This is a genomic window from Paraburkholderia nodosa DSM 21604, from assembly GCF_000519185.1.
GTDB lineage: Bacteria > Pseudomonadota > Gammaproteobacteria > Burkholderiales > Burkholderiaceae > Paraburkholderia > Paraburkholderia nodosa.
In genome coordinates this window covers 1-24808 of the sequence record NZ_JAFA01000028.1, presented here as the reverse complement: position 1 = coordinate 24808, position 24808 = coordinate 1, and the positions used below count along the sequence as shown (strand labels likewise).

Here is a 24808-nt window from a genome sequence, read left to right as displayed (position 1 = left end):
GCCCCGCTTACGCGGATTTCCTGACGAGGCCGTCGAGCCAGACGCCGAAGGCGGCTTTTTGCGCAGCGCTCATGTGCAAACCGTGCTTGGTGCGCCGCGTGAGCATGTCGTCGGCCGACTCAGCCCATTCGTTAGCTATCAAATAGCGTGCCTCCGCCTCATAGAAGGTCGGCCCGAACTGCTGGCCCAGACCGGCGAGCGAGGTCGCGCCGTTAATCACCTGATGCGTGAGCGTGCCGTGGGTCTGCGTGTAGTAGCGCAACAGGTTGCGAGGCAGCCATTCGTACTGCACCTGCAGCTTCGCCATGAAACGCGGCACGTCGGCGCCTTCGATGTCGCCACCCGGCAACGTCGCGGCTGCGGTCCAGTCCGCGCCCATCTTCGGGAAGGTCGGCTGCAGCTTTTGCAGCGCGTGCTCGGCCAGCTTGCGGAAGGTGGTGATCTTGCCGCCGAAGACATTCAATAGCGGCGCGCCGCCGGTAATGTCCAGATCGAACACGTAATCGCGCGTGACCGCCGACGGATTGCCCTTGCCGTCGTCGTAGAGCGGGCGCACGCCCGAGAACGTCGACACGATGTCCTGCTTGCGCAATGGATGCTTGAAATAGCGGTTCACCGCAGAGAGCAGATAGTCGATCTCGTCGTTCGTGATCGCCACCGTTTCCGGGGCGCCGTCCCAGGCGACGTCGGTCGTGCCGATGAGCGCCTTGTCGCCTTCGTACGCGTTAATGAAGATCACGCGCTTGTCGTGGTTCTGCACGAGGTAGGAATGCGGACCTTCCCAGAACTTCGGCGTGACGAGATGGCTGCCCTTGACGAGCCGCACCTTGCGCGTCGACTGCGCGCCCGCGCGCCCAATCACTTCGGACACCCAGGGTCCGGCCGCGTTGACCAGCGCCCGCGCGCTCACTACCCGCGTCGCGCCGTTACGCGCGTCGCGCAGTTCCACGCGCCACGCCCCGCCTTCGCGCCGCGCCGAAACAAACGCGGTGCGCGTGAGCACTTCGGCGCCGCGCCGGGCGGCGTCCACGGCGTTGAGCACCACAAGGCGCGCATCGTCGACCCAGCAGTCGGAATACTCGAAGCCTTTGTGGTACTCGTCCTTGATCGGCGCCCCTTCGGGATTGCGCCGCAGATCGAGCGAGCGCGTGCCCGGCAGCTTCTTGCGTCCGCCAAGATGGTCGTACAGGAAGAGGCCCGTGCGCACAAGCCAGGCGGGACGATCGCCGGGACTGTGCGGCAGCACGAAACGCAGCGGCCAGATGATGTGCGGCGCGGCGTTGAGCAGCACTTCGCGCTCGATCAGCGCCTCGCGCACGAGCCGGAATTCGTAGTACTCCAGATAACGCAACCCGCCATGCACCAGCTTGCCGGAACGCGACGACGTGCCCTGCGCCAGATCGTCCTTCTCGCACAGCATTACCGACAGCCCGCGGCCCGCCGCATCGCGCGCGATACCCGCGCCGTTGATGCCGCCGCCGATGACACACAGGTCCACCATGTCCTTCTCGCTCATCTCACGTTCCATGTTCGACGTTAGTTGAGGCTTGCGGAAACTGCCTCCGGCCGATGCCGCGATTTCAGCAATCGGGCCGTTTCCGCCCACGTCGGCACCAGCGCTTCGCGTGCCTTGCGATACGCGGGAAAAAGTTGCGCGTACAACTGCGTCAGTTCCACATCGGGCGACTCGGGCTGCCCAAGCAGCGGCGTCACCCATTCGGCGATGCACGCATTCATGTTCGGGTACACGCCTAGCGCGACCGCCGCCATCATGGCCGCACCGGCCGCGCCCGCTTCCTCGCGGGTGGAGATCCGCGTGGGCGCGCCGACCACGGCGCCGAGCACGCCGCGCAACGCGCGCGAACGCGTCGCGCCGCCAGTCAGGCGCAGTTCGTCCGGCATCGGAATGCCCATCGACGTGTAGCAGTCGCGTGCGGCCATCCCGAGCCCTTCGACCACGGCGCGGACCAGATCCGGATACCGGCTTTCGCTCGTCAGTCCAATGAAGCCCGCTCGCGCGTTGGGCTCGACAAACGGCCCGCGTTCGCCCGCATCCGAGATATACGGGTGATACAGCAGCGAGCCCGGCCGCCCCTCCTGCAGCCAGCCGTCGACGCATTTGATCCGGTCGCTGCGCGAAAGGCTCGTGCCGAACTGCGTGAGCAGATCGCACGCGAGATTGAGCACCCAGTCGACGTTCAGCGTGGCCGCCATGTTCGACTGCACCTGCGCCGACATGCCCGGCAACGGCAGCGCGATGACGTAGCCCGTGCCTTCCGCGTTCAGATGCACGTTGTCGTTGCGCATGGCGCGCATGTGCATGCCCGTCGAGCCGACGATCGAGCAGCTCGCGCCCGTCGCGCCTTCGGTGTGTATGCCCGCGCCCAGCGCCGTCAGCACGATATCGACGAAGCCGAGACACACGGGCGTACCGGCCAGCAGACCTGTCTCTGCCGCTGCCTGCGCAGAGAGCGGATGCGTGCGTTCGGTCCCGTCGATGATCTCGGGCAGCAGGCCGCGCCGCGCGCTCAGGCCGAGTGCGTCGATGACCGCGTCGTCGTAGCGGCGCGTGCGGAAGTTGCCGTAGGTGAAGCTGGCCTCCGACGGATCGGTCGCGCGCACGCCGGTCAAATTGAGATACAGCCAGTCCTTGCAATGCAGCGCGACTTCGGCGCGCGCCAGCACGTCAGGCATCGTCGCGGCCATATGGGCGATCTGCGCGCCCTGGCTGCATGCGGCGAGCCCGGTGCCGGTCGCCTCGAAGCGCGCGCGACTCGCGGGACCTTCCTGCAAGGCGCGCACCGTGTTCGCGGCGCGCGCGTCGAGCCACAGCCAGGCGTCGCTTGCGGGCTGGTTGCCCGCACCGACGAGCCACGTGCCGTCGCCCTGGCCCGTGACCGCCAGCGCCTGCGTACGTTGCGCGAGGCCCTCGACCTGCGCGCCGAGATCGCGCAAGGCTTGCGCGCAATCGGCCCAGGTTTGCGCCAGCGACTGGGTCGCCGCGCCATCGGCGCTGGTCGTGTAGCGGTTGGGCAGCGAGGCCACGGCAATCTGCCGTCCCGACAAATCGAAGGCCACGGCCTTGATGACCGAGGTGCCCGCGTCGATGCCGACGATGAGATTTCGCGCTGCGTTGCCCCCGACGTTACCCATCACGTTGCTCATCACGGAGCTTCCGTAGCTTCAGGGTCCCCACCCAGCGCCAGCGCCGTGGCCTCGTCGGTGATCAAGCCGCTGAGGAGGCCGCTTTTCAGGACGGCGCGGATGGCGGCGATCTTCGACACGCCTCCGGCAATGGCCACGATGCGCCGGCTCGTCAGATCGGCCAACGGGGGCGCCACCGTGCGCGCCGCCAGCGACGTTTCGACGGATTCGCCGGCGTCGCTGAAAAAATGCCCGAGCAGTTCGCCCTTGCCGCCCTTGCTGCGCACTTCTTCGATTTCCGCCGGCTCGATCATCTGCGACGCGACAAGCTGTGCATCCGCGTCCACCGAGCCGATGCCGACGACCATCAAATCCGCATGCGCCGCGAGATCGAACACTTCGCGCACGCCACGCTGCGAGAGCAGCACTTCACGATCCTCCGCGGTATTGGCGAAGAACGGCAGCGGCAGCACGTACGACACCGCGCCCGTCTGATCGGCGAGCTTGTGGATGACGTCATACGGATTCGCGGTGTACTTGCGCGTCACGCCGCCGAGCAGCGAGACGAAGCGCACCGTGCCCGCGTCCATGCGCGGAATGTTCGCCACCACGGCGGCGAGCGTGCGCCCGTGGCCGATGCCGATGACGCCGTCCTGGCGCGCCGCGATCTCGCGTTGCAAGAAGTACGCCCCCGCGACGCCCAGCGCACGCAACGGCAAGTCGCCTTCGTGCAGATCCGGCACCACTTCGCAATAGCTCAGACCGTAGCGCTGGGCCAGTTCGGCTTCGAGCACGACGCACTCGGCGACATCGCCGTCGATCGTGAACTTGATTGCGCCGCTCTGATTGGCGCGCGTGATCAGCCGGTGCGCCTTGACGCTGCTCACGCCGAGTCGGGACGCGACATCGGCCTGGGTCTGCCCGGCTGCGTAGTGCAACCAGGCCGCGCGTATCGCAAGGCTGTCCTCGGCATCACGCTTTCCGGCGATTTTCGTCATGTTGTCTCCATGCACCCACGAAAAGTGATATTTTTTTCGTGTGTTGAAATTTATTTCAGTGACCTCAAGGTAAGCATTCCTTTCCCCGGCTGCCATCCGCGATAACCCTGGGTGGTCTTCGCCTGCTCGAGGGGCCGAAAGGAAACTGTTGCAACGCATCAAAAAACAGCATGGAGACACGATGGAGCGCTATTTACTCGGCGTCGACAGCGGTTCGACCGCCACCAAGGCCGTCGTCTTTGACACATCCGGACGCACCGTCGCGGTGGGAAGCCGGCGGGTCGAGCAGCGCCAACCGCGCGCGCGACACGTCGAACGAGACATGCAAGAGGTTTGGGCAGCGGCCTGCGGCGCCATCCGCGATGCGTTGCACGAGATTCCGCCGGACTCGATTGCGGCCGTGGGCGTGACCGGGCACGGCGACGGGCTCTATCTCGTCGACAGCGCCGGCGCGCCGCTCGGACCAGGCGTTCTGTCGCTCGACAGTCGCGCATTCGAGGTAACCGAACGCTGGCGTGAGGCAGGCGTGCTCGAAGAAGCGCTGACGCTGACGGGACAGCAGCCCTATCCCTACGCTGCCGTTAGCTTGCTCAAGTGGATCCAGCTCAACGAGCCGAAACGCTTTGCGAAGATCGGCCACGTGCTCTTTTGCAAGGACTGGCTTCGTCTATGCCTGACCGGCGTGCCGGCCACCGATCCGACCGAAGCGAGTTCGTCCTTCACCGATGTCGATACCCAGACTTATAGCGACGAAGTCCTCGCGCTCTACGGCCTGACGTCGATCGGTCATGCGCTGCCGGAGATCATCGCTTCGGCGGCGGCCGCTGGCCGGATCACCGCGCAGGCCGCCGCGCAGACCGGTCTGAAGGAAGGCACGCCGGTTGCCTGCGGGCTGCACGATGTCACGTCGAGCGCCCTCGGCATGGGCAACATCGAGCCGGGTGTTCTTTCGATTACGGCGGGCACGTTCAGCATCAACGAAATCCTGTCCGACCGACCGCAACGGGATCCGCGCTGGTCGTGCCGCAACGGCACGCGTCCCGGCCAATGGATGAACATGTCCATCTCGCCTGCTTCGTCGAGCAATGTCGACTGGGCGTTGCGCGAACTCTTTCAGCACGAAACGCAGGACGCCGCGCGGCGCGGCTGCTCGTTGTTCGACCTGATCGGCGACGAAGTACAGGCGGCCTTCACGGAGCCGAGTTCGGTCATGTTTCATCCGTTCCTGTTCGGCTCGCCGTTCGAGCAACCGGCGAGTGCGTCGTTCTTCGGCATACGCTCGTGGCATCGTCGCGCGCATCTGGCGCGTGCCGTGCTCGAAGGCATGGTGTTCAATCACCGTTGGCATGTCGAAGCGTTGACGAGCGCGTTTCCTGCGCGTCGAGCCGGGCTGACTGGCGGAGGCTCGTCGAGCCCCCTGCTTGCGCAGCTATTCGCCGATGTCCTCGGCGTCGCGATCGATATTCCCGAGAGTCCGGAGGCCAGCGCGCTTGGCGCCGCGCTCTGCGCCGGTGTCAGCGTGGGTGTTTTCGCCTCGCTTTCCGATGCAACTGCGCGCGCGTGCCGGGTCGCGCACACGTACGTTCCGGACACCCAACGACATGGCCAGCTCGACGAGGCGTATGCGCTCTGGTCGCGGCTCACGGCAGCCATGCAGCCTTTGTGGCCCGCGCTCGACCATGCGGCCGTCGCGAACTGAAGAAGGAGCACAACGATGACAGAACGAAACCGCGAATGCTTTCTCGACCGCGTGAAGCAGCAGTCAAAGGTCAGCGTGTTGATTATCGGAGGCGGCATCAACGGCGCGGGCCTCTTTCGCGATCTCTCATTGCAAGGCGTCGACTGCCTGCTGATCGACAAGACGGATTTCGCCTCCGGCGCGAGCAGCGCGCCGTCGCGCCTCATTCACGGCGGCGTGAAGTACCTCGAAACCGGCGAGTTTCGCCTCGTGGCCGAATCCACGCTGGAGCGCAACCTGCTGCTGAAAAACGCGCCGCATTATGTGCAGCCGCTCGAAACCGTCTTGCCGATTCACTCGTACTTCGGCGGCATGATCGCGTCCGCGTGCCGTTTCTTCGGCATGAAGGCAAAGCTGGCCGATCGCGGCGCGGTCATCTCGAAGATCGGTCTGGCAATGTATGACTTTCTCGGCCGGCATGACCGCACGATGCCGCGGCATCGTTTCGCGCTCAGAAAGCGATCGCTGCAGAGCCTGCCGCTGCTCGATCCGGCGATCAAGGCGACTGCCACGTATTACGACGCCAAAGTGACCCAAGCCGAACGGCTGAACTTCGAACTCGTCGCCGACGGTCTCGCTGCCTGCGAGCACTCCGCCGCAGCCAATTACGTGAGTGTCGATCACGTGGAGAACGGCGTCGTATGGCTGCGTGATCTCGTGACGCAGGAACGCATTGCTGTGGAGCCCGCTATCGTCGTCAATGCGGGCGGCGCGTGGATCGACAGCGTCAATGCCGCGCTCGGGATCGAGCGGAAATATATCGGCGGAACGAAGGGATCGCATTTGATCGTCGACCATCCCGAGCTCCATGCGCAACTGAGCGGCCGTATGGTGTATTACGGCTCGAAGGACGGTCGCATCTCGCTGATCTATCCGTTCATGGACAAGCTGCTCATCGGCTCGACCGATATCCGGGTCAGCGATCCGGACGGCGTACGCTGCGAGGACGACGAGGTCGCCTACATGCTCGGCGTATTGCGCAAAGTCTTTCCGGGCGTGCATCTCGAGCAATCGGATATCGCCTTCCGGTATAGCGGCGTGCGGCCACTGCCTTATTCGGACGCCGCGAATCCGGGCGATGTGAGCCGCGATCATGTGGTGCACGTCGATCACCTGCCGGGTACGCAGATCCCGGTGCTGTCGCTGGTAGGCGGCAAGTGGACGACCTTTCGCGGCTTCGCGGAATCCGTCGCCGACGACGCGCTCAAACGCCTCGGACGCTCACGCAGGATCAGCACGCGCCACGAGCCGATCGGCGGTGGGCGTGACTATCCGCACGATGCAGGCAAACGGGCCGTGTGGGTCGGCGCACTCGCACAACGCCACAATCTTCCGGCCGAACGGGCCGAGACGCTTTTCGCCCGGTATGGCACAACGGCGGCGGCGGTCGCCGCGTACTGCGCGAACGCGCAGGACGCACGCGCGGATCATTCGCTCACGGGCGAGTCGGGCTACACGGCGCATGAGATCCGATACCTGTGCGAACACGACATGGTGACGCATCTCGCCGATCTGGTTTTCCGCCGCACGACCATTGCAATCTCAGGGCATCTGACGAACGCGTTGTTGCTGGAAGCCTCCGGCATTGCAGCGCAGGCGCTGGGATGGGATACGGTACGCACGCTGCAGGAAATTGATGCGACGCGTGAAACTGCGCGTGAGCGTCATGGTGTTGTGCTTTCTAGCGGCGAGGTTGCAGCTCGGAATATTCGCTAGCGATGTCCGCACACGCGCTAGCCTGTCTGCCAATTGGGCTAGCGTGCCTTGACAAGCGATTGCGCAGAGCGCAGATCATCAAAACGTTCGCACTCCTGCTTGAGCCACGAGGCAAAGATCGCAGTGCGACGGTCATCCGGACTGCGGGAGAGGAGCATGTAGCGAGCGGGCGCGCGCACCGCGCGGTTAAACACGTTGACCAGCCGTCCGGCGCGAATCGCGTCGTAGACGAGCGCCGTGCGCCCCATCGCGACGCCCTGATGGCTGAGCGCAGCTCCAATGGCGAGGCTTGACAGATTGAACTGCGGACCGTCGAGCTGGTCAAGCCACTCCGGACGAAGCTCTTCCATCCAGGTACGCCACTCCACGAACTCCGCGGCGCCGATCCACGGCGACGCGTCGTGCAGCAACACCACGCCATCCAACGACTCCCCGTGAGCAAAGGCCGGATGGAGAGCCAGATACTCGGGCGTCGCCACGGCCACCAGGTATTCGTCGAGCAACACGTCGGCCTGCAGTTCTGTGTAGCTCGCCGGGTCATAGCGGATTGCGACGTCGATGTCCTCAGCGTTCATCGACTGGCGATCCAACGTCTGAAATTCGGCTTTGAGCCGCACGGAGACCTCCGGCTGCTGACGATGAAACTCCGTCAGACGCGGCATCAACCATTCCAACGCGAACGATGGCAGACAGTTGACCTGCAGCGGCGCATTCGACAAGTCGAGCCGGTTCAACGTGGCGTGAATCTCGCCGAGTGCGCGCGTCGTGGTCTCGAACAGCGGCTCGCCCTTGGCAGTGAGCTTCAGGCCGCGCGCCTCGCGCACAAAAAGCGTGTAACCCAGCCGGTCTTCGAGCTGACGTATCTGCTGACTGACGGCGCTCTGCGTCAAATTGAGCGATTTCGCTGCGCGCGTGAAGCTCAGCAAGCGCCCTGCGGCCTCGAAGCACCGCAAGGCCCCCAGAAGTGAGGCATCGAGTTGCATAGGTATTAGTCCAGCTAATGCATGCATTAGTAACGAGCGCTATTTTTACACGACATCAAGGACTAGTATCACCGCTCGTTAAGCAAATTGATCGACGCGACGCTCTTCATGACCCATCCCCACCTGTCACCTCCACTATTAGCCAAACTTCAATCGCACGAACCCGTGCTTTGGGTAAATCCGGCGTTGGGCCAACCTCTGCCAGCCTCTGCCCCTTCGACCGAACTGATCGCGCAAGCCCGCTTGCGCCTCGAGCGCTGCGCGCCGCTGCTAGCGACGCTGTTCCCCGAACTGGTCGAAAGCCGGGGCGTGATCGACTCACCGCTCACGCCGGCGACTGCGCTGCGTGACGTTCTGTTCGGCAAACTGGACGCGCACGGGAAGATGGACATGGGCGCGTGGTTCATTAAACGCGACGATATGCTGCCGGTAGCCGGTTCGATCAAGGCGCGCGGCGGATTTCACGAGGTTCTGGCCTTCGCCGAGGCCATCGCGATCGAGCATGGTCTGATCGACGCTGATGCGGACCGCCGTGCACTCGCCACACCGGCCGCACGCGCCCTCTTCTCGCAGTATTCGGTGACCGTCGGCAGCACGGGCAATCTCGGCCTGTCCATCGGCGTGATGGCGGCCGCACTCGGTTTCGACGCCGTCGTGCACATGTCCGCCGACGCAAAGGAATGGAAAAAGGCCCGGCTGCGCCATCGCAATGTGCGAGTGGTCGAGCACGCGGGCGATTACGCACAAGCGGTGGCCGCCGGGCGCGAGCAGGCTCTTGCCGCACCGCGCAGTCATTTCGTCGACGACGAGCGATCGGAATTGCTCTTCTTTGGTTATGCGGCCTGTGCCCAGCAATTAGCCCGGCAACTCGCCGAAGCGGGCCGCGCGGTCGACGCCGCCCATCCGCTGTTCGTCTATTTGCCATGCGGCGTCGGCGGCGCGCCGGGTGGCATTACGTACGGACTCAAGGCTATTTTCGGTGAGCACGTGCATTGCTTCTTCGCCGAACCGGTCGCCTCGCCCTGCGTTCTCGTGCAATTGGCTTCGGGCGGCGACGCTCCCGTCTCTGTCTACGATATCGGTCTCGATAACCGGACCGACGCTGACGGGTTGGCCGTTGGGCAGGCATCGCACCTCGTCAGCCCGCTGATGACCTCGCAACTCTCGGGGGTCTTTACTGTGCCCGACGAGCAGCTCTACGTCCATTTACTGGCACTCAAGACCTCACTGGGCATCGAGATCGAGCCCTCGGCTGCGGCCGGCATCGGTGGCCCGTTCTGGCTCACACAGTCGCCCGAAGGCCAGGCCTATGCGCGTGCAAGCAACGTGGACATGCGCGAAGCGACCCACGTCATATGGTCCACGGGCGGCTCGCTGGTGCCGCCCGAGGAGCTACAGCGTTTTCAAGCCCATGCGCAAGCGCTTGTGAGCCAGAACGCCCATGCATCTACTGCAGATACGGTGAAGATCGCCTGAGGCTATCGTCATCGCCCCATCCTCGCCCCTGGAGACACATTCATGAAACCGCAAGCCGTTTTCCCGCCAGAGGTTCAAGCAAGTGCCGGGAGCACGACGCTCGAAGACGCCACCTACCGCAAGGTGGCACTTCGCTTCATCCCGCTCCTGATGTTGTGCTACGTCGTCGCGTATCTTGACCGGGTCAACATCGGCATCGCCAAGCTCACGATGCTGACCGATCTGCAGTTCAGCGAAGGGGCATACGGTTTGGGCGCCGGCTTGTTCTTCATCGGCTACATGTTGTTCGAAGTCCCGAGCAACCTCATCATGCACAAGGTCGGCGCACGGCGCTGGATCGCCCGGATCATGATTTCCTGGGGGCTGCTTTCGGGCGTCATGGCGTTCGTCACCGCGCCGTGGCAATTCTACGTCGTGCGGTTTTTACTCGGCGTGGCCGAAGCGGGTTTCTACCCCGGTGTGATTCTGTACCTCACCTACTGGTTTCCGAACCGGCGCCGTGCGAGGGTGACCGCCGTGTTTCAGGCGGGCATTCCAGTTGCCGGCCTGCTAGGTAGCCCGCTGTCGGGCTGGATTCTCGAGCGGTTTCATCAGGTCGGCGGCCACGCCGGCTGGCAATGGGTGTTCCTGCTCGAAGCCCTGCCAACGTTCCCGCTGGCCATCGGTGTGCTGTGGGTTCTGACCGACCGTGTGACCCATGCGAAGTGGCTTACCGAAGAAGAACGGGGGATGATCGCGCGCGACATTGCGAACGACGATCACGGCCGCGAGCACCTGCCGCTCTCGGGCATCCTGCGCGATTTGCGCATCGGCAAGATCATTCTGATGACGTTCCCAGCCATGATGGCGCTCTACACGCTCGGTTTCTACCTGCCGACGCTCATCAAGGACGCCGGCGCGCAGAGCGGACTGGAAATCGGTTGTCTAAGCGCCATTCCCTATCTCGTTGCCATCGTGGCGATGGTGCTTGTCGGGCGTAGTTCGGATCGCCGGCGCGAGCGCCGCTGGCATCTGGCCGGCATCATGCTGCTGGGGGCGTTCGGCCTGGTGGCGAGCGTCTTCGCCGGCCAGCACCTGGTGCTCGCGATGATTGCGCTCTCGCTTGCTGCAGCCGGCATCATCAGCTTCTCGCCAATCATGTGGACGTTGCCGACAGCATTTCTCGGCGGAGCGACGGCTGCGGCCTGCATCGGTGCGATCAACAGTCTGGCGAATCTGGGCGGCTTCGTAAGCCCGTACCTGATCGGCTGGATTCGCGACACGTATCACAGCACGGCACCGGCAATCTTCATCATCGCCGGCTCGCTCGTCATCAGCGCACTACTGGCGTTGAGTTTCGATCCGAAGACGGTCAACCGCTGAGTCAAGCCATCCGACGCCATTGGAGTAAACGACTTTGACTATCGCACGCCATCCCACCCGGCTAGCCGTAGCCGGACTCATTCACGAAACCAATACGTATGCCACCGAGTTTGCAGGCATGACGCCACTGAGCGCCTTCGAACAGTATTGGGGCGACGAGATTCCCGCCGCCTTCGAACGCTCGAACCATCAGGTTGGCGGTTTCATCGAAGGCGCGCTGCGCACCGGCGCGACGCTCGTGCATACCTACGTTGGACAGGCTACGCCGTCGGGCACCATCGAAGCCGACGCGTATGTGGCAATGAAGCGCAATATCCTGGACGGCATCCGTGCGGCATTACCGCTCGACGGTGTCCTGCTTGCCTTGCATGGAGCCGGCGTTGCCGCCAGCACCGACGACGTCGAGGGCGACCTGGCGCTCGCGGTGCGGGCGCTTGTCGGCGACGACGTGCCCATCGCCGTCGTCTACGATCTGCACGGCAACATGACCGAGGCAATGCGCTCGGCCTGTGAACTGACGCTACCCTGCAAGCTGTATCCGCATACCGACTTCTTCGACCGCGGTATCGAGGCCGTCGAGTGGTTAGTGGAAATCGTCAATGGCCGCCTGCGACCGGTGACAGTCATGCGTCGCCTACCGATGCTGCCCTACATCGTCACCACATACGAGGGATTCATTCCGGCCGCAGTGAACGAAGTATGTGCGCGACTGGCGGCACAACCCGGCGTGGTCGACTGCTCCTGGTTTCATGGCTTCCCGTACGCCGACATCGCCGCGCCTTGTCCGGCGGTCGTATGCACAACGACGGGCGATACGGCGCTTGCGCAACGCTGCGTCGATGAAGTGGCACAGTTCATCTGGTCGCATCGCGACGCGTTCCGACCGCAGTTTCCCACGCCCGCCGGCGGCATTGCGTTGGCCCTCGCCGAACCCGAAGGACCCGTAGTCGTCAACGAGTACGCCGACAATCCGGGCGGCGGCACACCCGGTGACGGTACGCATTTGCTGCGGGCGCTACTCGATACGCGACCTGCGCCTGGCACGACCTGCTTCGCGTCGATCAACGACGCAGGGGTCGTCGCGCAGGCGCAGCGCGCGGGTGTCGGCAGCACGATTCGCGTCTCATTGGGCGGGAAGCTCGGGCGCTATCAGGGTGCACCGATCGAGGCCGAGGCGTATGTCAAGTCGATCACGGACGGCAAATTCGTCAACCGTCCGGGGGCCATGTTCGCTGGAGTACGTTTCGACCTTGGAGCGATGTGCCGACTCGTGATTCAAGGTGTGGACGTGATCGTCGCGTCGCGCGCCGAGCAGATCTACGATGTCGAGCCGTTCGCGTTGCACGGCCTCGATGTCACCGGCCATCGGGTCATCGCGATCAAGGGGGCGAACCACTTTCGGGCGTACTACCGCCATCTCGCGAGACGGATCATTTCCGTCGACAGCGCAGGATTGAGCACGGCGGCCATCGACTCGTTCGCACGTCAACGATTGGTCGGCGATTTCTGGCCGCTGTCGGATACGGCGAATCTCGGGGACTGGTTGGCCTGATGACGCTATCGAGCCCGGCGGGATTTCTGATGATTCTGGAAGCGCTTCAACCCGAAATACGAGCGACTGCGCTCGGCATCATCTACGCGATCGGCGTGACCTCGTTCGGCGGGTTTGCCCAGTTCATCGTCGGCACGCTATGGCGTCCAACCGGGAGCTTCTACGCTCCGGCGTGGTACGTAATGGGTTGCGGATGCCTGAGCCTGTCAGGGGTCCTGCTGTTCAGGGAAGCCCCTCTGAAACGCACCCGCTAATCGCGGTTCAATGCAATTCGTTGAATTCGACGTGTCCACCCTTCATCACCAGAGGAATGCGATCGCCCTGGCCGCCGAGGCAGCCCAGCTCGCGCAGCGGATCGCCATCGACCACCAGCACGTCGGCATAGGCGCCTGGTGCCAGGCGTCCCAGCTTGCCCGTCATGCCGAGGATTTCGGCGCCGATGGTGGTGGCGCTGCTGATGATCTCCGCAGGCGTCAGGACTTGCGCGCGAATCGTGAACTCGTCGCTTTGCATGCGATGCGACGGTCCGAGCAGATCGCTGCCGAAACCCATCTTGACCCCGGCGCGTTTGAATATTTCCAGTGACTGCAGGCCGGCCTCGCGCACGATGTCGATCTTGGCCGCGCTCTCGGGGGGCAAGCCGTAGCGCACGCCCTCCAGATGCAAGGCTTCGTAGGCCACCAGCGTGGGCACCGCGTACGCGCCGTGCTCGGCCATCAGCGCGGCGGTCGGTGCGTCGATCAGATTGCCGTGCTCGATGGTGCGCACCCCGCAGCGCACCGCACGCTGCATCGATTCGGGCGTATAGGCATGCGCCATCACGTAGGTGCCGCGCGCCTGGGCTTCGGCGACGACCGCGCGGATCTCGTCCTCCGAGTAACCGAGGGCGCCGACCGGATCGGTCGGCGACGCGACGCCGCCCGAGGCCATGATCTTGATCTGGTCGGCGCCCATCTGCAGTTCTTCCCGCACCGCCCGGCGCAACGCGTCGACGCCGTCGACGACGCGGCTCAAGGCCCCGACGCGCACGCAGCAGTTACACGGCGCGTCGCCGACGATGAAGTCCGAGCGCGCGCGCACGTCGCCGTGGCCGCCGGTCTGGCTGAGTGCACGCCCGGCGATGAACAGGCGTGGCCCCTGCGCGAGGCCCATTTCGATCGATTGCTTCAGCGCGAGGCCGGCACCGCCCGCATCGCGCACGGTCGTAAAGCCACGCCGCAAGATGCCGCGCATGATCGGCACCGCCTTGAGCGTGACGAACACGTTGGGCATTCTTGCCTGACCCGGCAGATCGAACTGCGTCGCGACCATGTGCGCGTGCAGGTCGATCAAGCCCGGCATGATGGTCTTGCCTGCGAGGTCGATGACCTGCGCGTCGTGCGCCTCGATCGGCTGTGGCGATACTGCCTTGATCGTGTCGCCCTCCACTAGCAGGTTGTGGCCCGGCTGCAGTGCGCCTTGCAGCGGATCGAGCAAAGCACCGTTCTTGAACAGGATGCGGTTCATACGTTTCTCCTCCGGCTGCCTCGCTCGAGCGAGCCATGTGCCGACTGTGAGCGTTGCAGGCGCATGGCGGCAATTTCTTCGAGCGATCGGCCGCGCGTGGGTACGCCCATGATCAGAACGGCGAGCGCACCGATGATCAGCACCAGCGTCGTGGCGCCGAAAACCCCGCCGAAACCGAGGCGCGGGTAGAGATAGCCAACCAGGATGGGCGCGGCGATCGCGCCCAGGCGCCCGATTGCCGAAGCGACGCCCATGCCGGTCGCACGAACGTCGGTTGGGAACACTTCCGGCGTGAAAGCATAGACGCCGGCATACGTCCCGTTCATGAAGAACGACAGCAGAAAGCCCGCCGCCAGAATTTCGGCATTGCCGTGGGTGAGCGCGAGGCCCAGCGCGGAGAGGCCGCCAAGGGCCATGTAGCTCGCGATGGTGGCCTGGCGGCCGATCTTTTCATTGAGCCATGCACCCGAAAAGTAGCCGGGAATTTGCGCGAGGTACATGACGAGCGAATACGAAAAGCTGCGCGTGATGGTCATCCCGCTTTGCACCAGCAAGCCGGGGATCCACGTAAAGAACGCGTAGTAGCTGAACGTGATCGACAGCCACATCAGCCAGGCCATCGCGGTGATGCTCGCCAGTTCGCGCGACCAGAGTGCCTTGAGGTTGCCGAGCGGCGTGCCGCGCCCCGCGGTTGCCGGCGCAGCCGGCTCGTGCGCTTGCAGCGGCTCGAGTTGCAAGCCGTTGGCGCGCACCTCCGCTTCCATTTTGTCGACGATCGCCTCGGCCTCGACGGTTCTGCCGCGCGTATCGAGCCAGCGCGGCGACTCCGGCAGTGCACGCCGCCACCACAGCAGCATGACGACCGGGAGCGCGGTGATTACCGAGACGGCGCGCCAGGCATCGGGTGCCAGCGGGATCACCAGATAACCGAGCACCGCGGCGGCGACGAAGCCGAACGAAAAGAACGCCGCCAGACTGCCGGTGAACGTGCCGCGATACTTGCGCGCCACGAACTCGGAGAGAAACGGCGCCACGATGGCGCTTTCGGCGCCGGTGCCAACACCGGCGACGATGCGCATCGCCATGAAGAACGGCCAGTCCTGCGCCACGGCGCTAATGAGCGAAGCGATGCAGTAGATGATCAGCGCCCACACCATGACCGTGCGCCGCCCGATCACGTCGCCGAGGATGCCGGCGATCGCGGCGCCGAAGAAATACCCAATGAAGGTGCCGCTACCGAGCACGCCGGTCTGTACGCTGCTCAGATGCCACTGCGTGCGCAACACCGGCAGCATGAAGGCCAGCACGGCGGCATCCATCGCATCGAACACGTAGCCCAGCCCTCCCAGCCACAACAATCGCCGGTGAAAGCTCGAATACGGCATGCGTTCTATGCGTGCTGGAATCGTCGACATGGCTTGCCTCCAGAAGGGGGAGTGGCGTGGCGCCGGGCAATGTCAGGCGAGTATAGGGAGCCGAAATTGACACGTCTTGACAACAAACCGCACCGAACATGCGGATTCCAGCATAGCGGCACACCCCGCACGCCTGGCGCGCGGGCGGGGCATTGAGTGCAACTACGGCTCCAGCGGGCCCAGGAAATGCGCTATCAGGCGTGCAGTCTCGGGACAACTCTGCAGCACACGCATGCAGCCATGCAGCAATCCGCGCCCGAGATGAAACTGCGCGGCAGCGCCTGCTGCATGCAACCGCTCGGCGTACACATTGCCATCGTCACGCAAGGGATCGAATTCGGCCGGGCAGCATGCCGATGGCCGCACGCACGGGCAACCCGGCCTCGAAGCAGGCATCGGGTCGCGCGGAGCGAACATGAGGCTTAGTGGCGGTATGCGGCAAGCGCATCGCGCGCCTGGAAAGCACTGTACGTCAGTTGTGCGGCCGCGAGGCCCGCGAGACCGAAGGTGCGCGTCAGGCTGAATGCGGAGAAGCCTTCGGGCACCGGCACGCCCAGCGCCAACGCGTCGGCCAGCGTCTCGCCCGCGACCGTGGTGGGCGCCATGCCGTGGCCGCCGAATGCGATGGCATGCCAGACGCCGTCGGCATCTCGACCGATTTGCGGCATCTTGTGCCGCGCGTAGCTCATCAAGCCACCCCAGGCGTACTCGATCTTCACATCCGCCAGTTGCGGATACACGCGTGCGAGGTCGCGCTTGAGCAGGCGCGCGATGGCGTCCGGACCGCGGTCGAGTACCGAGATCCGGCCACCCCAAAGAATGCGTGTGTCCTTCAGCGGCCGGTAATAGTCGAACGCGAAACGCGTGTCGTAGACCGCATAGGGCGCGTCGATCGCATCGGCGAGGCGCGCGCCAAGCGGCTCGGTGGCGATCACGTAGGTCGCGATCGGCAATACCGCGCGCTCGATACGCGGTGCGACGCCGCGCGCATAACCGCCGCCGGCGAACACGACATCCTTCGCGGTGACGGTGCCGTGCGGTGTGCGCACGACGAAGCCCGCGCCGTTCCGCTCGATCGCGCGCACCGGCGATTGGTCGTAGATTCGGGCGCCGCCCTGCGCAGCGGCGTTCGCAACGCCGAGCACGTACTTCAGCGGATGGAAATGAAACGCGTTGGGCTCGAACAGGCCGCCGTGATAACGCGTGGTCTTCAACTGCGCGCGCAACGTGTCCTTGGTCAGCGGCTCCCAGTCGACGCCGAAGTCGCGTTTCATCAGCGTGCGCGTTGCGTCGAGACGCGAAGGATCATCGAACCAGTTCGCGAGCACGACGCCACGATCGACGATCTCGCAATCGATTCCGTAGCGTGCGATGCGCGTGCGGATCAGCTCCACGGCGTCGACCGTGAGCTGGTACAGGGAGCGCGCCTGGCTGTGCCCGAGCGTGCGCAGCAGATCGGCATTGTCGAGGCTGTAACCGCCGAACACGAAGCCGCCGTTACGGCCCGACGCGCCAAAGCCCACGCGCTCGGCATCGAGCACGACAATATCGCGCACGCCGCGCTCGACTAGCCCGAGCGCGGTATTCAGGCCGGCGAGGCCGCCGCCGACGATGCAGATTTGCGTATCTGTCTTGCCGGTCAGTTGCGGGTAGGACGGACGAGAGACGGTGGATTCGTAGTAATTGTTCATGCGATTACAGAATTTCGATGTACGAAGGGAAAACAGGAGAATATCGACGTTGCAGCGCTGGATCACACGTCCGAAGCCGCCTTCACCTGATTCACCTGGCTGACGATGCTGGCCGGATAGCCGGCGCTCAACGAAGTCTCGGAGGACGCCGCCATCTGGCGTTCGATCCACGGCGCGATCTCCATGTCTTCGTAGCGAACCAGCCGGCATTTGCGCACGATCGAGTAGCCCAACCAGACCACGAGAAAGAGCGGCAGGCCGATATAGGTCGCAGCCACGTCTACCCAGTCTATCTTATTGGCAAGCAAAGCCTGATAGTTCTGGCCGAGCGTGACGACAGTACACAGCACGGCGGCGAGAATCGGGCCGAACGGAAACCATTTCGCGCGATACGGCAATTGCTCGAGGCGATAGCCCTGCTTCAGGAATCCCTTGCGGAATCGATAATGGCTGACCGCGATGCCGAGCCACGTGATGAAGCCCGCCATTCCCGACAGATTCAGCAACCACAGGTACATCGTCTTGTCGCCATAGAGCGACGAGAGAAAGCACAGTGCCCCGACCGCGGTCGTCGCGTACAGTGCGTTGCGCGGCACGCCGCCCGTCGAAAGCTTCGCAAACAGCCGCGGCGCGCGGCCTTCCATGGCGAGGTTGTATAGCATGCGGGTCGACGCGTACATGCCGGAATTGCCGGCGGACAGCACGGCGGAGAGGATGACCGCATTCATCACGCCGGCCGCAAACGCGAGACCGGCACGCCGGAATACGAGCGTAAACGGACTCACGCCGATATCGGTCACGTCGCTTTTCAGCAGGTTGGGATCCGTATACGGAACGAGCACGCCAATGACGAGAATCGCGAGCACGTAGAAAAGCAGGATGCGCCAGAAGATCTGTTTGACTGCACGCGGAATCGTTGCGCCCGGATTTTCTGCTTCGCCCGCCGCGACGCCGATCATCTCCGTGCCCTGGAACGAAAAGCCCGCGATCATGGCGACGCCGAGCATCGCGCTCCAGCCGCCGGCAAACGGCGCGTCCTTGATCGTGAAGTTTTCCCAACCGTTGCTGGGCCCGCCTTGCAGGATGCCGAAAATCATCAGGAGACCGATCGCGATGAACGCAAGCACGGTCAGCACCTTGATCAACGCGAACCAGTACTCGGCCTCGCCGAAGCCGCGAACCGACAATGCGTTGAACGAGAAAACCACGGCCAGAAAGAGCGCGCTCCACCACATGCCCGGCACGTGCGGGAACCAGTAGCCCATCACGAGTTGCGCCGCGACGAGTTCGACTGCGATCGTCACCGCCCAGCTATACCAGTAGTTCCAGCCGATGGCGAAACCGAAGCCTTCATCGACGAACTTTGCACCGTATGCGGCGAACGAGCCCGAAACAGGCATGAACGCCGCCATCTCGCCGAGGCTCGTCATCAGGAAATAGACCATCAGGCCGATCACCATGTACGAAAGGATCGCGCCTCCGGGGCCCGCCTGCGAAATCGATGCGCCCGTGGCCACGAACAGGCCCGTGCCAATGGAGCCGCCAATGGCGATCATGCGCAAGTGGCGCGCTTGCAGGCTGCGATGGAGTTTGGGCGTCCGGGGACTCGAGCTGGATGGGTTCTCAGAATGTTTGCCGGATTGTGAACGCATGACGTGCGTTGTCTCCATGTCGACTTTCAGAGGCGAAGCACGTCTGGCCTTCCCGCTACCCTCTTGCGGGATTCACGCACGGGACCGACCGACGTACGTGCCGTCTTCATTTTTTTTGGGGTGACCGCACGCCTGAAATGAGGCGGCCAGGAATACGCCAGCGGTGTGCAGCACACACGCGACGCCGGACCGAGTATACGGATTGGGAAACGAAGGCTACAAACGATATTTAAGAACTAATTGATGCACTTTTTTCATCAAGCCTGCGAAATCGCCAACCGTGCTCCCTTTACATAGCCCGCCAGCTTCCGCGCGTACCAGTTGGTGAAGTTGATCAGCATGAACTCCGAAGGCGCATAAGGCCCCGGCACGTACGCCTTCGAACTTGTGCCGCGCTGATTGTGCATCACCAGCGTGGCGTCCTGCTCGTTCGTCGCGCGCCATACCTGTGTGAGCGTCTCTACGTCGTAGTCCACGCCTTCTACGGCATCCTCGTGCACGAGCCAGGTCGTCTTGAGTGCCGTCTGCGTGGCCGACACGGGCAGCACGCGAAAATGGATGATATGGTCCGAGAGAAAGTGGTTCCAGTTGTTTGGAACCCTGAACATCCGCACCGAACCGAGGTCGGGCTCGGTCAGGCCGCCCAGCAGCTTCTTGCACGCAGGGCTGCCGTCGGCGGTGAACGAAACCGCGCCGCGATGGAACGCCAAGCGGATGCAGCGGAATTCCGTCCCACCGTTCGCGGGCAAATGCGGCAACGCGAGACGCTCCCGCCGTTGAGCCGTTGAACACGAGACGTGAATAATTCGGCGGGAGGTGTGGTGTTTAATCGCGATTAGGATAAGTCTTCTTATCACAACGCATCTATTTATATCTCAAACTACGCGATTTCAAAAGATCGCCGGATGCGGTCCCGCGGCCCGCCCTCTGCCGAACCTGTCGGCTTGCCCGATGCCGGTGAACCCGCAATCCTCAACTCCAGCGAGATAAAAGCGCAGCTCCTGAGCTTCGCGTCAGTCCAGGCGTTTCATCTGTCAACCCTCCACGTTCGCCCCGGTAACTCGCGACGGCGTTGGAACCGATATAAAAGAATGGCGGTTCACGACGCGTAGAATACGCCCTTCATTCAACGCATCCGGATCCGGGCACATCGCCGCGAATACCCTGAAAATCCAGGCTCTGCGTGTGTCGCTGGTTGGCGAACTGGCCTAGGCGGCAGTCGGGCGAACAAACAAAGGCGTTATCGCCTGACGGCAAGAAAGAACCAAGCGCTCCATCTGGCTTTGTACAGGGGTGTTCTCCATGCAGCCAGGCATCGGAATATGGGCGTCTTGGCTGGGCGGCTCGTCAGGCTCGGGGAAGCGTGCGTAGTGCGGCATCAACTGATTAGTGAACGAAAGAAACATGCAGACCGTTGCGGTACTCGACTTCGAAACAACCGGGCTTTCGCCGAATCTGGGCGACCGCGCTACCGAGATTGCCGTCATCCTCCTGCGTGACGGTCAGATTGTTGATCGTTACCAGAGCTTGATGAACGCAGGACGGCGCATCCCGTCCGATGTCGTTGCTCTCACCGGCATCACGAACGACATGATCGCATCGGCGCCTCCTGTATCGAAAGTCATGAGGGAAGCTGCAGCGTTTGTTGGAAACCATCCCGTCGTTGCCCACAATGCCGGTTTCGACAAGCGGTTTTGGCAGGCCGAACTGGGGCTTCTTGGAGCGCCAGCGGAGCATTCGTTTGCTTGCACGATGCTCGTCGCCAGGCGGATCTACCCACGCGCCCAGAGTCACCGCCTGGCTAGTTTGGCGGAGATGCTTCGGTTACCGAAATCGGGTCGTGCTCACCGGGCGATGGTTGACGCTGAGGTCGCCAGCCATCTGTGGTGCCGATTGCAGAACGACATCGCTCAAGCTTACGGGCTGAAGCGAATCGATCACGCCCTCATGGCTCGATTGCAGAAAACCAGCAAGGCGAAGGTTGCGACATTTCTGGGTTCGCTGTCTAACGACTGAGTCCGCAGCGCCGAACAACCTGGACCGGGCCCTCGATCCGTGGGGGGGAGGCCTTCCAGAGGCACTGTCGCGTTGTCGTGTTGATGACGGAGGAGCTGATCGAGCGCACCACCCGCTCAGGCTGGCGAGCGTTTTCTCCAGTCCGTGTGAATGGCTTTGGCCATGTAGACGGGCGCCTTTTTGGGCGGACGTCCGTTGGGAGCTGGGCAGTCAACCATTCTGGGCGGCCTTTTTGTTCCGCACGCTGCTTGGGGTGGTCCTGAGTTGCCACGGGTGTCCCGTTCGGCAATGCCGCAAAACGCCGTAACCTGGGTAGTTGCCTGCCTTACCGACACGCAGATGCGTGCAGGCGGTGGGACTGCGCGGTTCTTCCTGATCAAACGCGGCTCTCACGCACGGCCGCCGCGAAATCGGGCGTACGTCATGGGCTTTTTTCGCTGGCGATGAAGAAACCGCTTGCCAGATGGCGCTTTCCTGTTGCGAATCGCTAAAACCGTTGATACGCTTAGCGCCAGCTTAAGACGGTGCAGTAACGCAGGGCGTCGTGCACCGTCTTAAGCGGCTCTCAACCTGATAGAGGATTGTTCATGGCAACGAAGACCGCAACGAAAGCCCCGAAGGCTGCAAAATCGGCCGCACAGAAGGCAGCACCGAAGGCCGCAAAGCCGGCAGCCAGGAAGGCCGCGCCGAAGGCTGCTGCTCCGGCGAAGAAGGCTGCGACCAATGGCGCACTCAAGCCGCTGAAAGAAACGTTCACGAAGGCCTCGTTGGCAACGTACGTTGCCGAGCAAGCCGGTGTCGAGCCGAAAGCAGCCAAAGCCGTTCTGGCTGCGCTCGAAGACACGATTCTGGGCTCGGTGCATAAGAAGGGTGCAGGTGAGTTCACTCTGTCGGGCCTGGTGAAAATCGGAGTCCAGGCTGTCCCGGCGAAGAAAAAGCGCTTCGGCAAGGACCCGTTCACGGGTCAGGAGCGCTGGTTCGATGCAAAGCCGGCAACGGTGAAGCTGAAGATTCGCGCGCTGAAGAAGCTGAAGGACGCCGCCGCAGCCTGAAGCCCGTTGCGACGTTGACAGGAAGCCCGCCGAGCGGGCTTTTTTGTTTTCAGGCCGCCGCCACCGCCATCGAGGCCAATCATGCACTGCTTGCGGGAACCCTAAGCCGCACGGAACTCACCACGGTGCGCCACAATTGCGGCATGCTTCGGCGTCAGCCACCGCAAAATATGCACAGCGACGACGTCAAACTTAAGAGGCTAACAGCCGGCGCGTTTGCGACGACGAAGTGAGCGCCGAGTGGCCCATATGTGCCGGCCCATGACCAGACACCCGCAACAATCCACCGTCACATGTTGGGAGCCATTGCTGCCGCTATACTCCGGATCTCCCTTCCTCACACTTTCCCGGCATGAAGCGCGTTTCCGTTCGGCACTCTCCCATTCACGGAAAGGGTGTCTTCGCCCTGCGGGCGCTTTCCGCCGGCGAGCGCATCTTTGAGTACAAGGGGCTCGTCACCACCTGGCGGGAAGCGGCCCGCACCTATGCGCGGCGAGCTGACGCCGGGCACACTTTCCTCTTCGGGTTGTCGGACGGACGCGTCATTGATGGTGGCCGCGGCGGAAACGGCGCAAGGTGGCTCAACCATGCGTGCAAGGCGAACTGCGAGGCGATCGAGCAATCTGGCCGCGTCTACATCAACGCGCTCAGGGACATCCAGGTCGGCGAGGAACTGTTTATCGACTACGCGCTTGAAATCTCGGCGAAATCGCGCGATTCAGTCGGCGAGTACACCTGTCGCTGCAGCGCCAAGCGTTGCCGTGGGACCATGCTTGCCCCGATCTAGGCACACTCCGCCGAAGACTCCCATCACCGGAGTACGCACCGACTGGAGAAGCCGGTGCGTCAAGGCGCACAGCCTTTGCACATCGGCAGTCCAGACCTCGTCCAACGGCCGTAGACTGCGTTGCGCGTGTCAACATTGAGACATTAAAGCCTCCAACTCGCCGACGCCGTCGAATCGCCGGTGACGGCACCACGAACCGGTCGGCGGATTGGAACTAGCCGCCGCGGAGGACGCTTGTCTGAAAATGGCTGTGCTCTACTCCGATGAAGCTGGTTTGGACTTAAACATGCGGACAGGCACCTGATCTGCAAACGACAAACGGAAAGCGGAAGCGTTATTCGGGCGAATACGAACCCAAGGATCCGCCAACTCCGTCGCGGAGAACTCACGGTCGAGTCCGAAATTGATCGTCGATCGATCAATGTGGAACGCGTCTTTATATATATCGAGAAGCATATAGCCGTTGGCAAAGATCGAGATTCGATTTATCTTGTCCGACAAGCGTTCGTTTAAGAATGGCATCATCATGCAATGATCGAAATCGATCAATGCGAGAACCGGTTCCGGGCGAATGAAACTTGGAGTCGCGTAGGCAAACATCAATTGTTTGACAGCGTTCGTGCCGACACCCGATCCACTACCGCACGCAACGTACTTCTCTTGCTCTTTGCCATCGAAACCCTGTTCTTTAGCATCAGGTTCAATGTGCCACGGCGTGTACCATTGGCCAGACGCTATACCGTGACCGATGCCAGAGCGATCCTCCGGACGTGGTTCAACACCGGTCCTGAACCTGTTCGCTCTGTCCGTTCTCCCAAACAGAAGTCCAAGGATGCCAAGCTTAGGCTCCCGCAAATAGACGGAAGAAAAAGCACGGAAATGCCCAATTTCATCGGCGGAATATTCCCGGTCGAGCTGTAGCCTTACGGTAAGGGCATCGACAGGCTGGCTTGCCTCCTGCAAAAAAAGGAGCTGGGCTAGCGTGGCATGCACTTCTTGAAAACCCGTCGCGATGACAGACTGAATGTCGTCGCCCCATTTGGCGAAGAAGCTCGCTTGTTCAGCCTCCGACATGGGCAGCCCTAAGTATTGAAAGCGTGCGGCAAAACCATCGGGACTGTCCAAGGCGATCCGCAATCGCTCCCGATCAAATATTTCGCAGGCGGAAAATCCCGTCTGCTGCGCTTGCGTGATTAACTCAGCTTTTTCCCCGATCGTGAAATTGACGTTGGTGAAGAAGACGAACACCGACGGTCTCGGGTCTGCAGCATATGCACTTTGTAGGTCGTCCGCGAACTTGCTGCGGATCTTCCGTTTTTTCTCGTCGACGTCTGCGGCCTGATTGACGAAACCAACTGCTCCGTATGCCAATTCAGAAGTGCGAAAGAGCGCCTCAATATCCCTACCACCATCAGGCCCACCACGGGGGCGGAGCGAGTCAAGGTGGTTGTCGCCTGATTCATGCAACCAATTGCGTTTTATCCCGAAGGTGGTCGCGAATGACAGCTTCGCGCTCGGGATTGAGTGTGACGGTGACGATCGGCGACCAGTCTCGTGTGTGACCTGACCAACGTGCCGGATTGCGTTCACGCGCCTGGAGGTATGTCTGATGACGCGCTTGCAGGATTGCCAGATCCTCACCGGCATGACGCTGCGCGGGTGTGACGTAGCGAATGCCGCTGTGGCGATGCGAAGTTGTACCAGTGCACGAAGTCGTGGC

At 62.8% G+C, this 24808-nt stretch carries 20 protein-coding genes and 1 pseudogene; 9 read left to right on the top strand and 12 right to left on the bottom strand.

All coding sequences use genetic code 11. The features are described 5' to 3' along the window. Positions 1 to 7: 7 nt before the first annotated feature. Genes A3CW_RS0131120 through A3CW_RS0131110 form a run of 3 tightly spaced genes read right to left on the bottom strand, consistent with a single transcriptional unit; the run spans position 8 to position 4142 of the window. Complete coding sequence (locus A3CW_RS0131120) at positions 8 to 1516, bottom strand: glycerol-3-phosphate dehydrogenase (protein WP_028207053.1); 1509 nt, start codon at positions 1514 to 1516, stop codon at positions 8 to 10. 20 nt (positions 1517 to 1536) lie between these two features. After that, positions 1537 to 3165, bottom strand: a complete 1629-nt coding sequence (locus A3CW_RS48110; protein ID WP_211254103.1) for an FGGY-family carbohydrate kinase — start codon at positions 3163 to 3165, stop codon at positions 1537 to 1539. Continuing rightward, entirely contained in the window at positions 3165 to 4142 is a 978-nt protein-coding gene (locus A3CW_RS0131110; RefSeq protein WP_028207052.1) for a sugar-binding transcriptional regulator, read from the bottom strand. The genes A3CW_RS48110 and A3CW_RS0131110 overlap by 1 nt, the downstream gene beginning before the upstream one ends. 181 nt (positions 4143 to 4323) lie before the next feature. Between A3CW_RS0131110 and A3CW_RS0131105 the strand changes: the two genes are divergently transcribed. Continuing rightward, on the top strand, positions 4324 to 5841 hold the full coding sequence (locus A3CW_RS0131105; RefSeq protein WP_028207051.1) for an FGGY-family carbohydrate kinase: 1518 nt from the start codon (positions 4324 to 4326) through the stop codon (positions 5839 to 5841). 15 nt (positions 5842 to 5856) lie between these two features. After that, positions 5857 to 7596, top strand: a complete 1740-nt coding sequence (locus A3CW_RS0131100) for a glycerol-3-phosphate dehydrogenase/oxidase (RefSeq protein WP_028207050.1) — start codon at positions 5857 to 5859, stop codon at positions 7594 to 7596. A 38-nt stretch (positions 7597 to 7634) separates the two neighbouring features. On the opposite strand, the gene A3CW_RS0131095 is transcribed toward A3CW_RS0131100, so the two are convergent. Beyond that, complete coding sequence (locus A3CW_RS0131095; RefSeq protein ID WP_035514504.1) at positions 7635 to 8579, bottom strand: LysR family transcriptional regulator; 945 nt, start codon at positions 8577 to 8579, stop codon at positions 7635 to 7637. Between the two features lie 108 nt (positions 8580 to 8687). Here A3CW_RS0131095 and A3CW_RS48105 point away from each other — a divergent pair, with 108 nt between their 5' ends. From A3CW_RS48105 to A3CW_RS0131075, 4 genes are read left to right on the top strand one after another with little or no spacing between them, the layout of a single operon-like run. Next, on the top strand, positions 8688 to 10055 hold the full coding sequence (locus A3CW_RS48105; RefSeq protein ID WP_051481834.1) for a D-serine ammonia-lyase: 1368 nt from the start codon (positions 8688 to 8690) through the stop codon (positions 10053 to 10055). A 42-nt stretch (positions 10056 to 10097) separates the two neighbouring features. Further along, the gene (locus tag A3CW_RS0131085; protein ID WP_051481829.1) at positions 10098 to 11417 is read left to right on the top strand and encodes an MFS transporter; all 1320 of its coding nucleotides are present in this window, start codon (positions 10098 to 10100) and stop codon (positions 11415 to 11417) included. 34 nt (positions 11418 to 11451) lie between these two features. Beyond that, positions 11452 to 12969 carry a M81 family metallopeptidase gene (locus A3CW_RS0131080; RefSeq protein WP_028207047.1) on the top strand — a complete coding sequence of 506 codons (1518 nt, stop codon included), beginning with the start codon at positions 11452 to 11454 and terminating at the stop codon, positions 12967 to 12969. After that, positions 12969 to 13223 (top strand): hypothetical protein, encoded by a 255-nt coding sequence (locus A3CW_RS0131075; RefSeq protein WP_028207046.1) that lies wholly within the window; start codon positions 12969 to 12971, stop codon positions 13221 to 13223. The genes A3CW_RS0131080 and A3CW_RS0131075 overlap by 1 nt, the downstream gene beginning before the upstream one ends. A gap of 7 nt (positions 13224 to 13230) precedes the next feature. Here A3CW_RS0131075 and A3CW_RS0131070 read toward each other — a convergent pair whose 3' ends face one another. The 6 genes from A3CW_RS0131070 to A3CW_RS48095 form a co-directional block, all read right to left on the bottom strand. Next, positions 13231 to 14475: a metal-dependent hydrolase family protein gene (locus A3CW_RS0131070; RefSeq protein ID WP_028207045.1), complete on the bottom strand. Its 1245-nt coding sequence runs from the start codon at positions 14473 to 14475 to the stop codon at positions 13231 to 13233. Continuing rightward, on the bottom strand, positions 14472 to 15890 hold the full coding sequence (locus A3CW_RS48100) for an MFS transporter (RefSeq protein ID WP_051481828.1): 1419 nt from the start codon (positions 15888 to 15890) through the stop codon (positions 14472 to 14474). Before A3CW_RS48100 ends, A3CW_RS0131070 begins: the two co-directional genes overlap by 4 nt. A 162-nt stretch (positions 15891 to 16052) precedes the next feature. Next, entirely contained in the window at positions 16053 to 16286 is a 234-nt protein-coding gene (locus tag A3CW_RS54335; protein ID WP_281175155.1) for an alpha/beta hydrolase fold domain-containing protein, read from the bottom strand. 26 nt (positions 16287 to 16312) lie between these two features. Then, entirely contained in the window at positions 16313 to 17581 is a 1269-nt protein-coding gene (locus A3CW_RS0131060) for an NAD(P)/FAD-dependent oxidoreductase (RefSeq protein ID WP_028207044.1), read from the bottom strand. Between the two features lie 62 nt (positions 17582 to 17643). Next, entirely contained in the window at positions 17644 to 19233 is a 1590-nt protein-coding gene (locus A3CW_RS0131055; RefSeq protein ID WP_028207043.1) for an amino acid permease, read from the bottom strand. A 257-nt stretch (positions 19234 to 19490) separates the two neighbouring features. Then, positions 19491 to 19943, bottom strand: coding sequence for an SRPBCC family protein (locus tag A3CW_RS48095; protein ID WP_051481827.1), 453 nt, complete (start codon positions 19941 to 19943; stop codon positions 19491 to 19493). 694 nt (positions 19944 to 20637) lie between these two features. On the opposite strand from A3CW_RS48095, the gene A3CW_RS0131045 reads away from it, so the two are divergent. The 3 genes from A3CW_RS0131045 to A3CW_RS0131035 all read left to right on the top strand — a co-directional run bounded on the left by A3CW_RS0131045 (position 20638) and on the right by A3CW_RS0131035 (position 23088). Then, positions 20638 to 21249, top strand: a complete 612-nt coding sequence (locus A3CW_RS0131045) for a 3'-5' exonuclease (protein ID WP_028207042.1) — start codon at positions 20638 to 20640, stop codon at positions 21247 to 21249. 587 nt (positions 21250 to 21836) lie between these two features. Then, positions 21837 to 22301, top strand: coding sequence for an HU family DNA-binding protein (locus A3CW_RS0131040; RefSeq protein WP_028207041.1), 465 nt, complete (start codon positions 21837 to 21839; stop codon positions 22299 to 22301). Positions 22302 to 22653: 352 nt separating this feature from the next. After that, on the top strand, positions 22654 to 23088 hold the full coding sequence (locus tag A3CW_RS0131035) for an SET domain-containing protein (RefSeq protein WP_028207040.1): 435 nt from the start codon (positions 22654 to 22656) through the stop codon (positions 23086 to 23088). Positions 23089 to 23343: 255 nt separating this feature from the next. Here the strand turns inward: A3CW_RS0131035 and A3CW_RS0131030 are convergent, their stop codons facing one another. Together A3CW_RS0131030 and A3CW_RS51340 are read right to left on the bottom strand one after the other, a co-directional pair. Continuing rightward, the gene (locus tag A3CW_RS0131030) at positions 23344 to 24555 is read right to left on the bottom strand and encodes a hypothetical protein (RefSeq protein WP_154678079.1); all 1212 of its coding nucleotides are present in this window, start codon (positions 24553 to 24555) and stop codon (positions 23344 to 23346) included. After that, positions 24548 to 24808, bottom strand: a pseudogene (locus A3CW_RS51340) (IS3-like element ISAzo10 family transposase); the annotation flags it as partial. The gene A3CW_RS0131030 and the pseudogene A3CW_RS51340, both read right to left, overlap by 8 nt.

Excerpts from the sequence above, each read along its gene's own strand:
- A3CW_RS0131120 (WP_028207053.1), bottom strand. The coding sequence starts at position 1,516 with ATGAGCGAGAAGGACATGGTGGACCTGTGTGTCATCGGCGGCGGCATC.
- A3CW_RS48110 (WP_211254103.1), bottom strand. The coding sequence starts at position 3,165 with ATGAGCAACGTGATGGGTAACGTCGGGGGCAACGCAGCGCGAAATCTC.
- A3CW_RS0131110 (WP_028207052.1), bottom strand. The coding sequence starts at position 4,142 with ATGACGAAAATCGCCGGAAAGCGTGATGCCGAGGACAGCCTTGCGATA.
- A3CW_RS0131105 (WP_028207051.1), top strand. The coding sequence starts at position 4,324 with ATGGAGCGCTATTTACTCGGCGTCGACAGCGGTTCGACCGCCACCAAG.
- A3CW_RS0131100 (WP_028207050.1), top strand. The coding sequence starts at position 5,857 with ATGACAGAACGAAACCGCGAATGCTTTCTCGACCGCGTGAAGCAGCAG.
- A3CW_RS0131095 (WP_035514504.1), bottom strand. The coding sequence starts at position 8,579 with ATGCAACTCGATGCCTCACTTCTGGGGGCCTTGCGGTGCTTCGAGGCC.
- A3CW_RS48105 (WP_051481834.1), top strand. The coding sequence starts at position 8,688 with ATGACCCATCCCCACCTGTCACCTCCACTATTAGCCAAACTTCAATCG.
- A3CW_RS0131085 (WP_051481829.1), top strand. The coding sequence starts at position 10,098 with ATGAAACCGCAAGCCGTTTTCCCGCCAGAGGTTCAAGCAAGTGCCGGG.
- A3CW_RS0131075 (WP_028207046.1), top strand. The coding sequence starts at position 12,969 with ATGACGCTATCGAGCCCGGCGGGATTTCTGATGATTCTGGAAGCGCTT.
- A3CW_RS0131070 (WP_028207045.1), bottom strand. The coding sequence starts at position 14,475 with ATGAACCGCATCCTGTTCAAGAACGGTGCTTTGCTCGATCCGCTGCAA.
- A3CW_RS48100 (WP_051481828.1), bottom strand. The coding sequence starts at position 15,890 with ATGTCGACGATTCCAGCACGCATAGAACGCATGCCGTATTCGAGCTTT.
- A3CW_RS54335 (WP_281175155.1), bottom strand. The coding sequence starts at position 16,286 with ATGCCTGCTTCGAGGCCGGGTTGCCCGTGCGTGCGGCCATCGGCATGC.
- A3CW_RS0131060 (WP_028207044.1), bottom strand. The coding sequence starts at position 17,581 with ATGAACAATTACTACGAATCCACCGTCTCTCGTCCGTCCTACCCGCAA.
- A3CW_RS0131055 (WP_028207043.1), bottom strand. The coding sequence starts at position 19,233 with ATGCGTTCACAATCCGGCAAACATTCTGAGAACCCATCCAGCTCGAGT.
- A3CW_RS0131045 (WP_028207042.1), top strand. The coding sequence starts at position 20,638 with ATGCAGACCGTTGCGGTACTCGACTTCGAAACAACCGGGCTTTCGCCG.
- A3CW_RS0131040 (WP_028207041.1), top strand. The coding sequence starts at position 21,837 with ATGGCAACGAAGACCGCAACGAAAGCCCCGAAGGCTGCAAAATCGGCC.
- A3CW_RS0131035 (WP_028207040.1), top strand. The coding sequence starts at position 22,654 with ATGAAGCGCGTTTCCGTTCGGCACTCTCCCATTCACGGAAAGGGTGTC.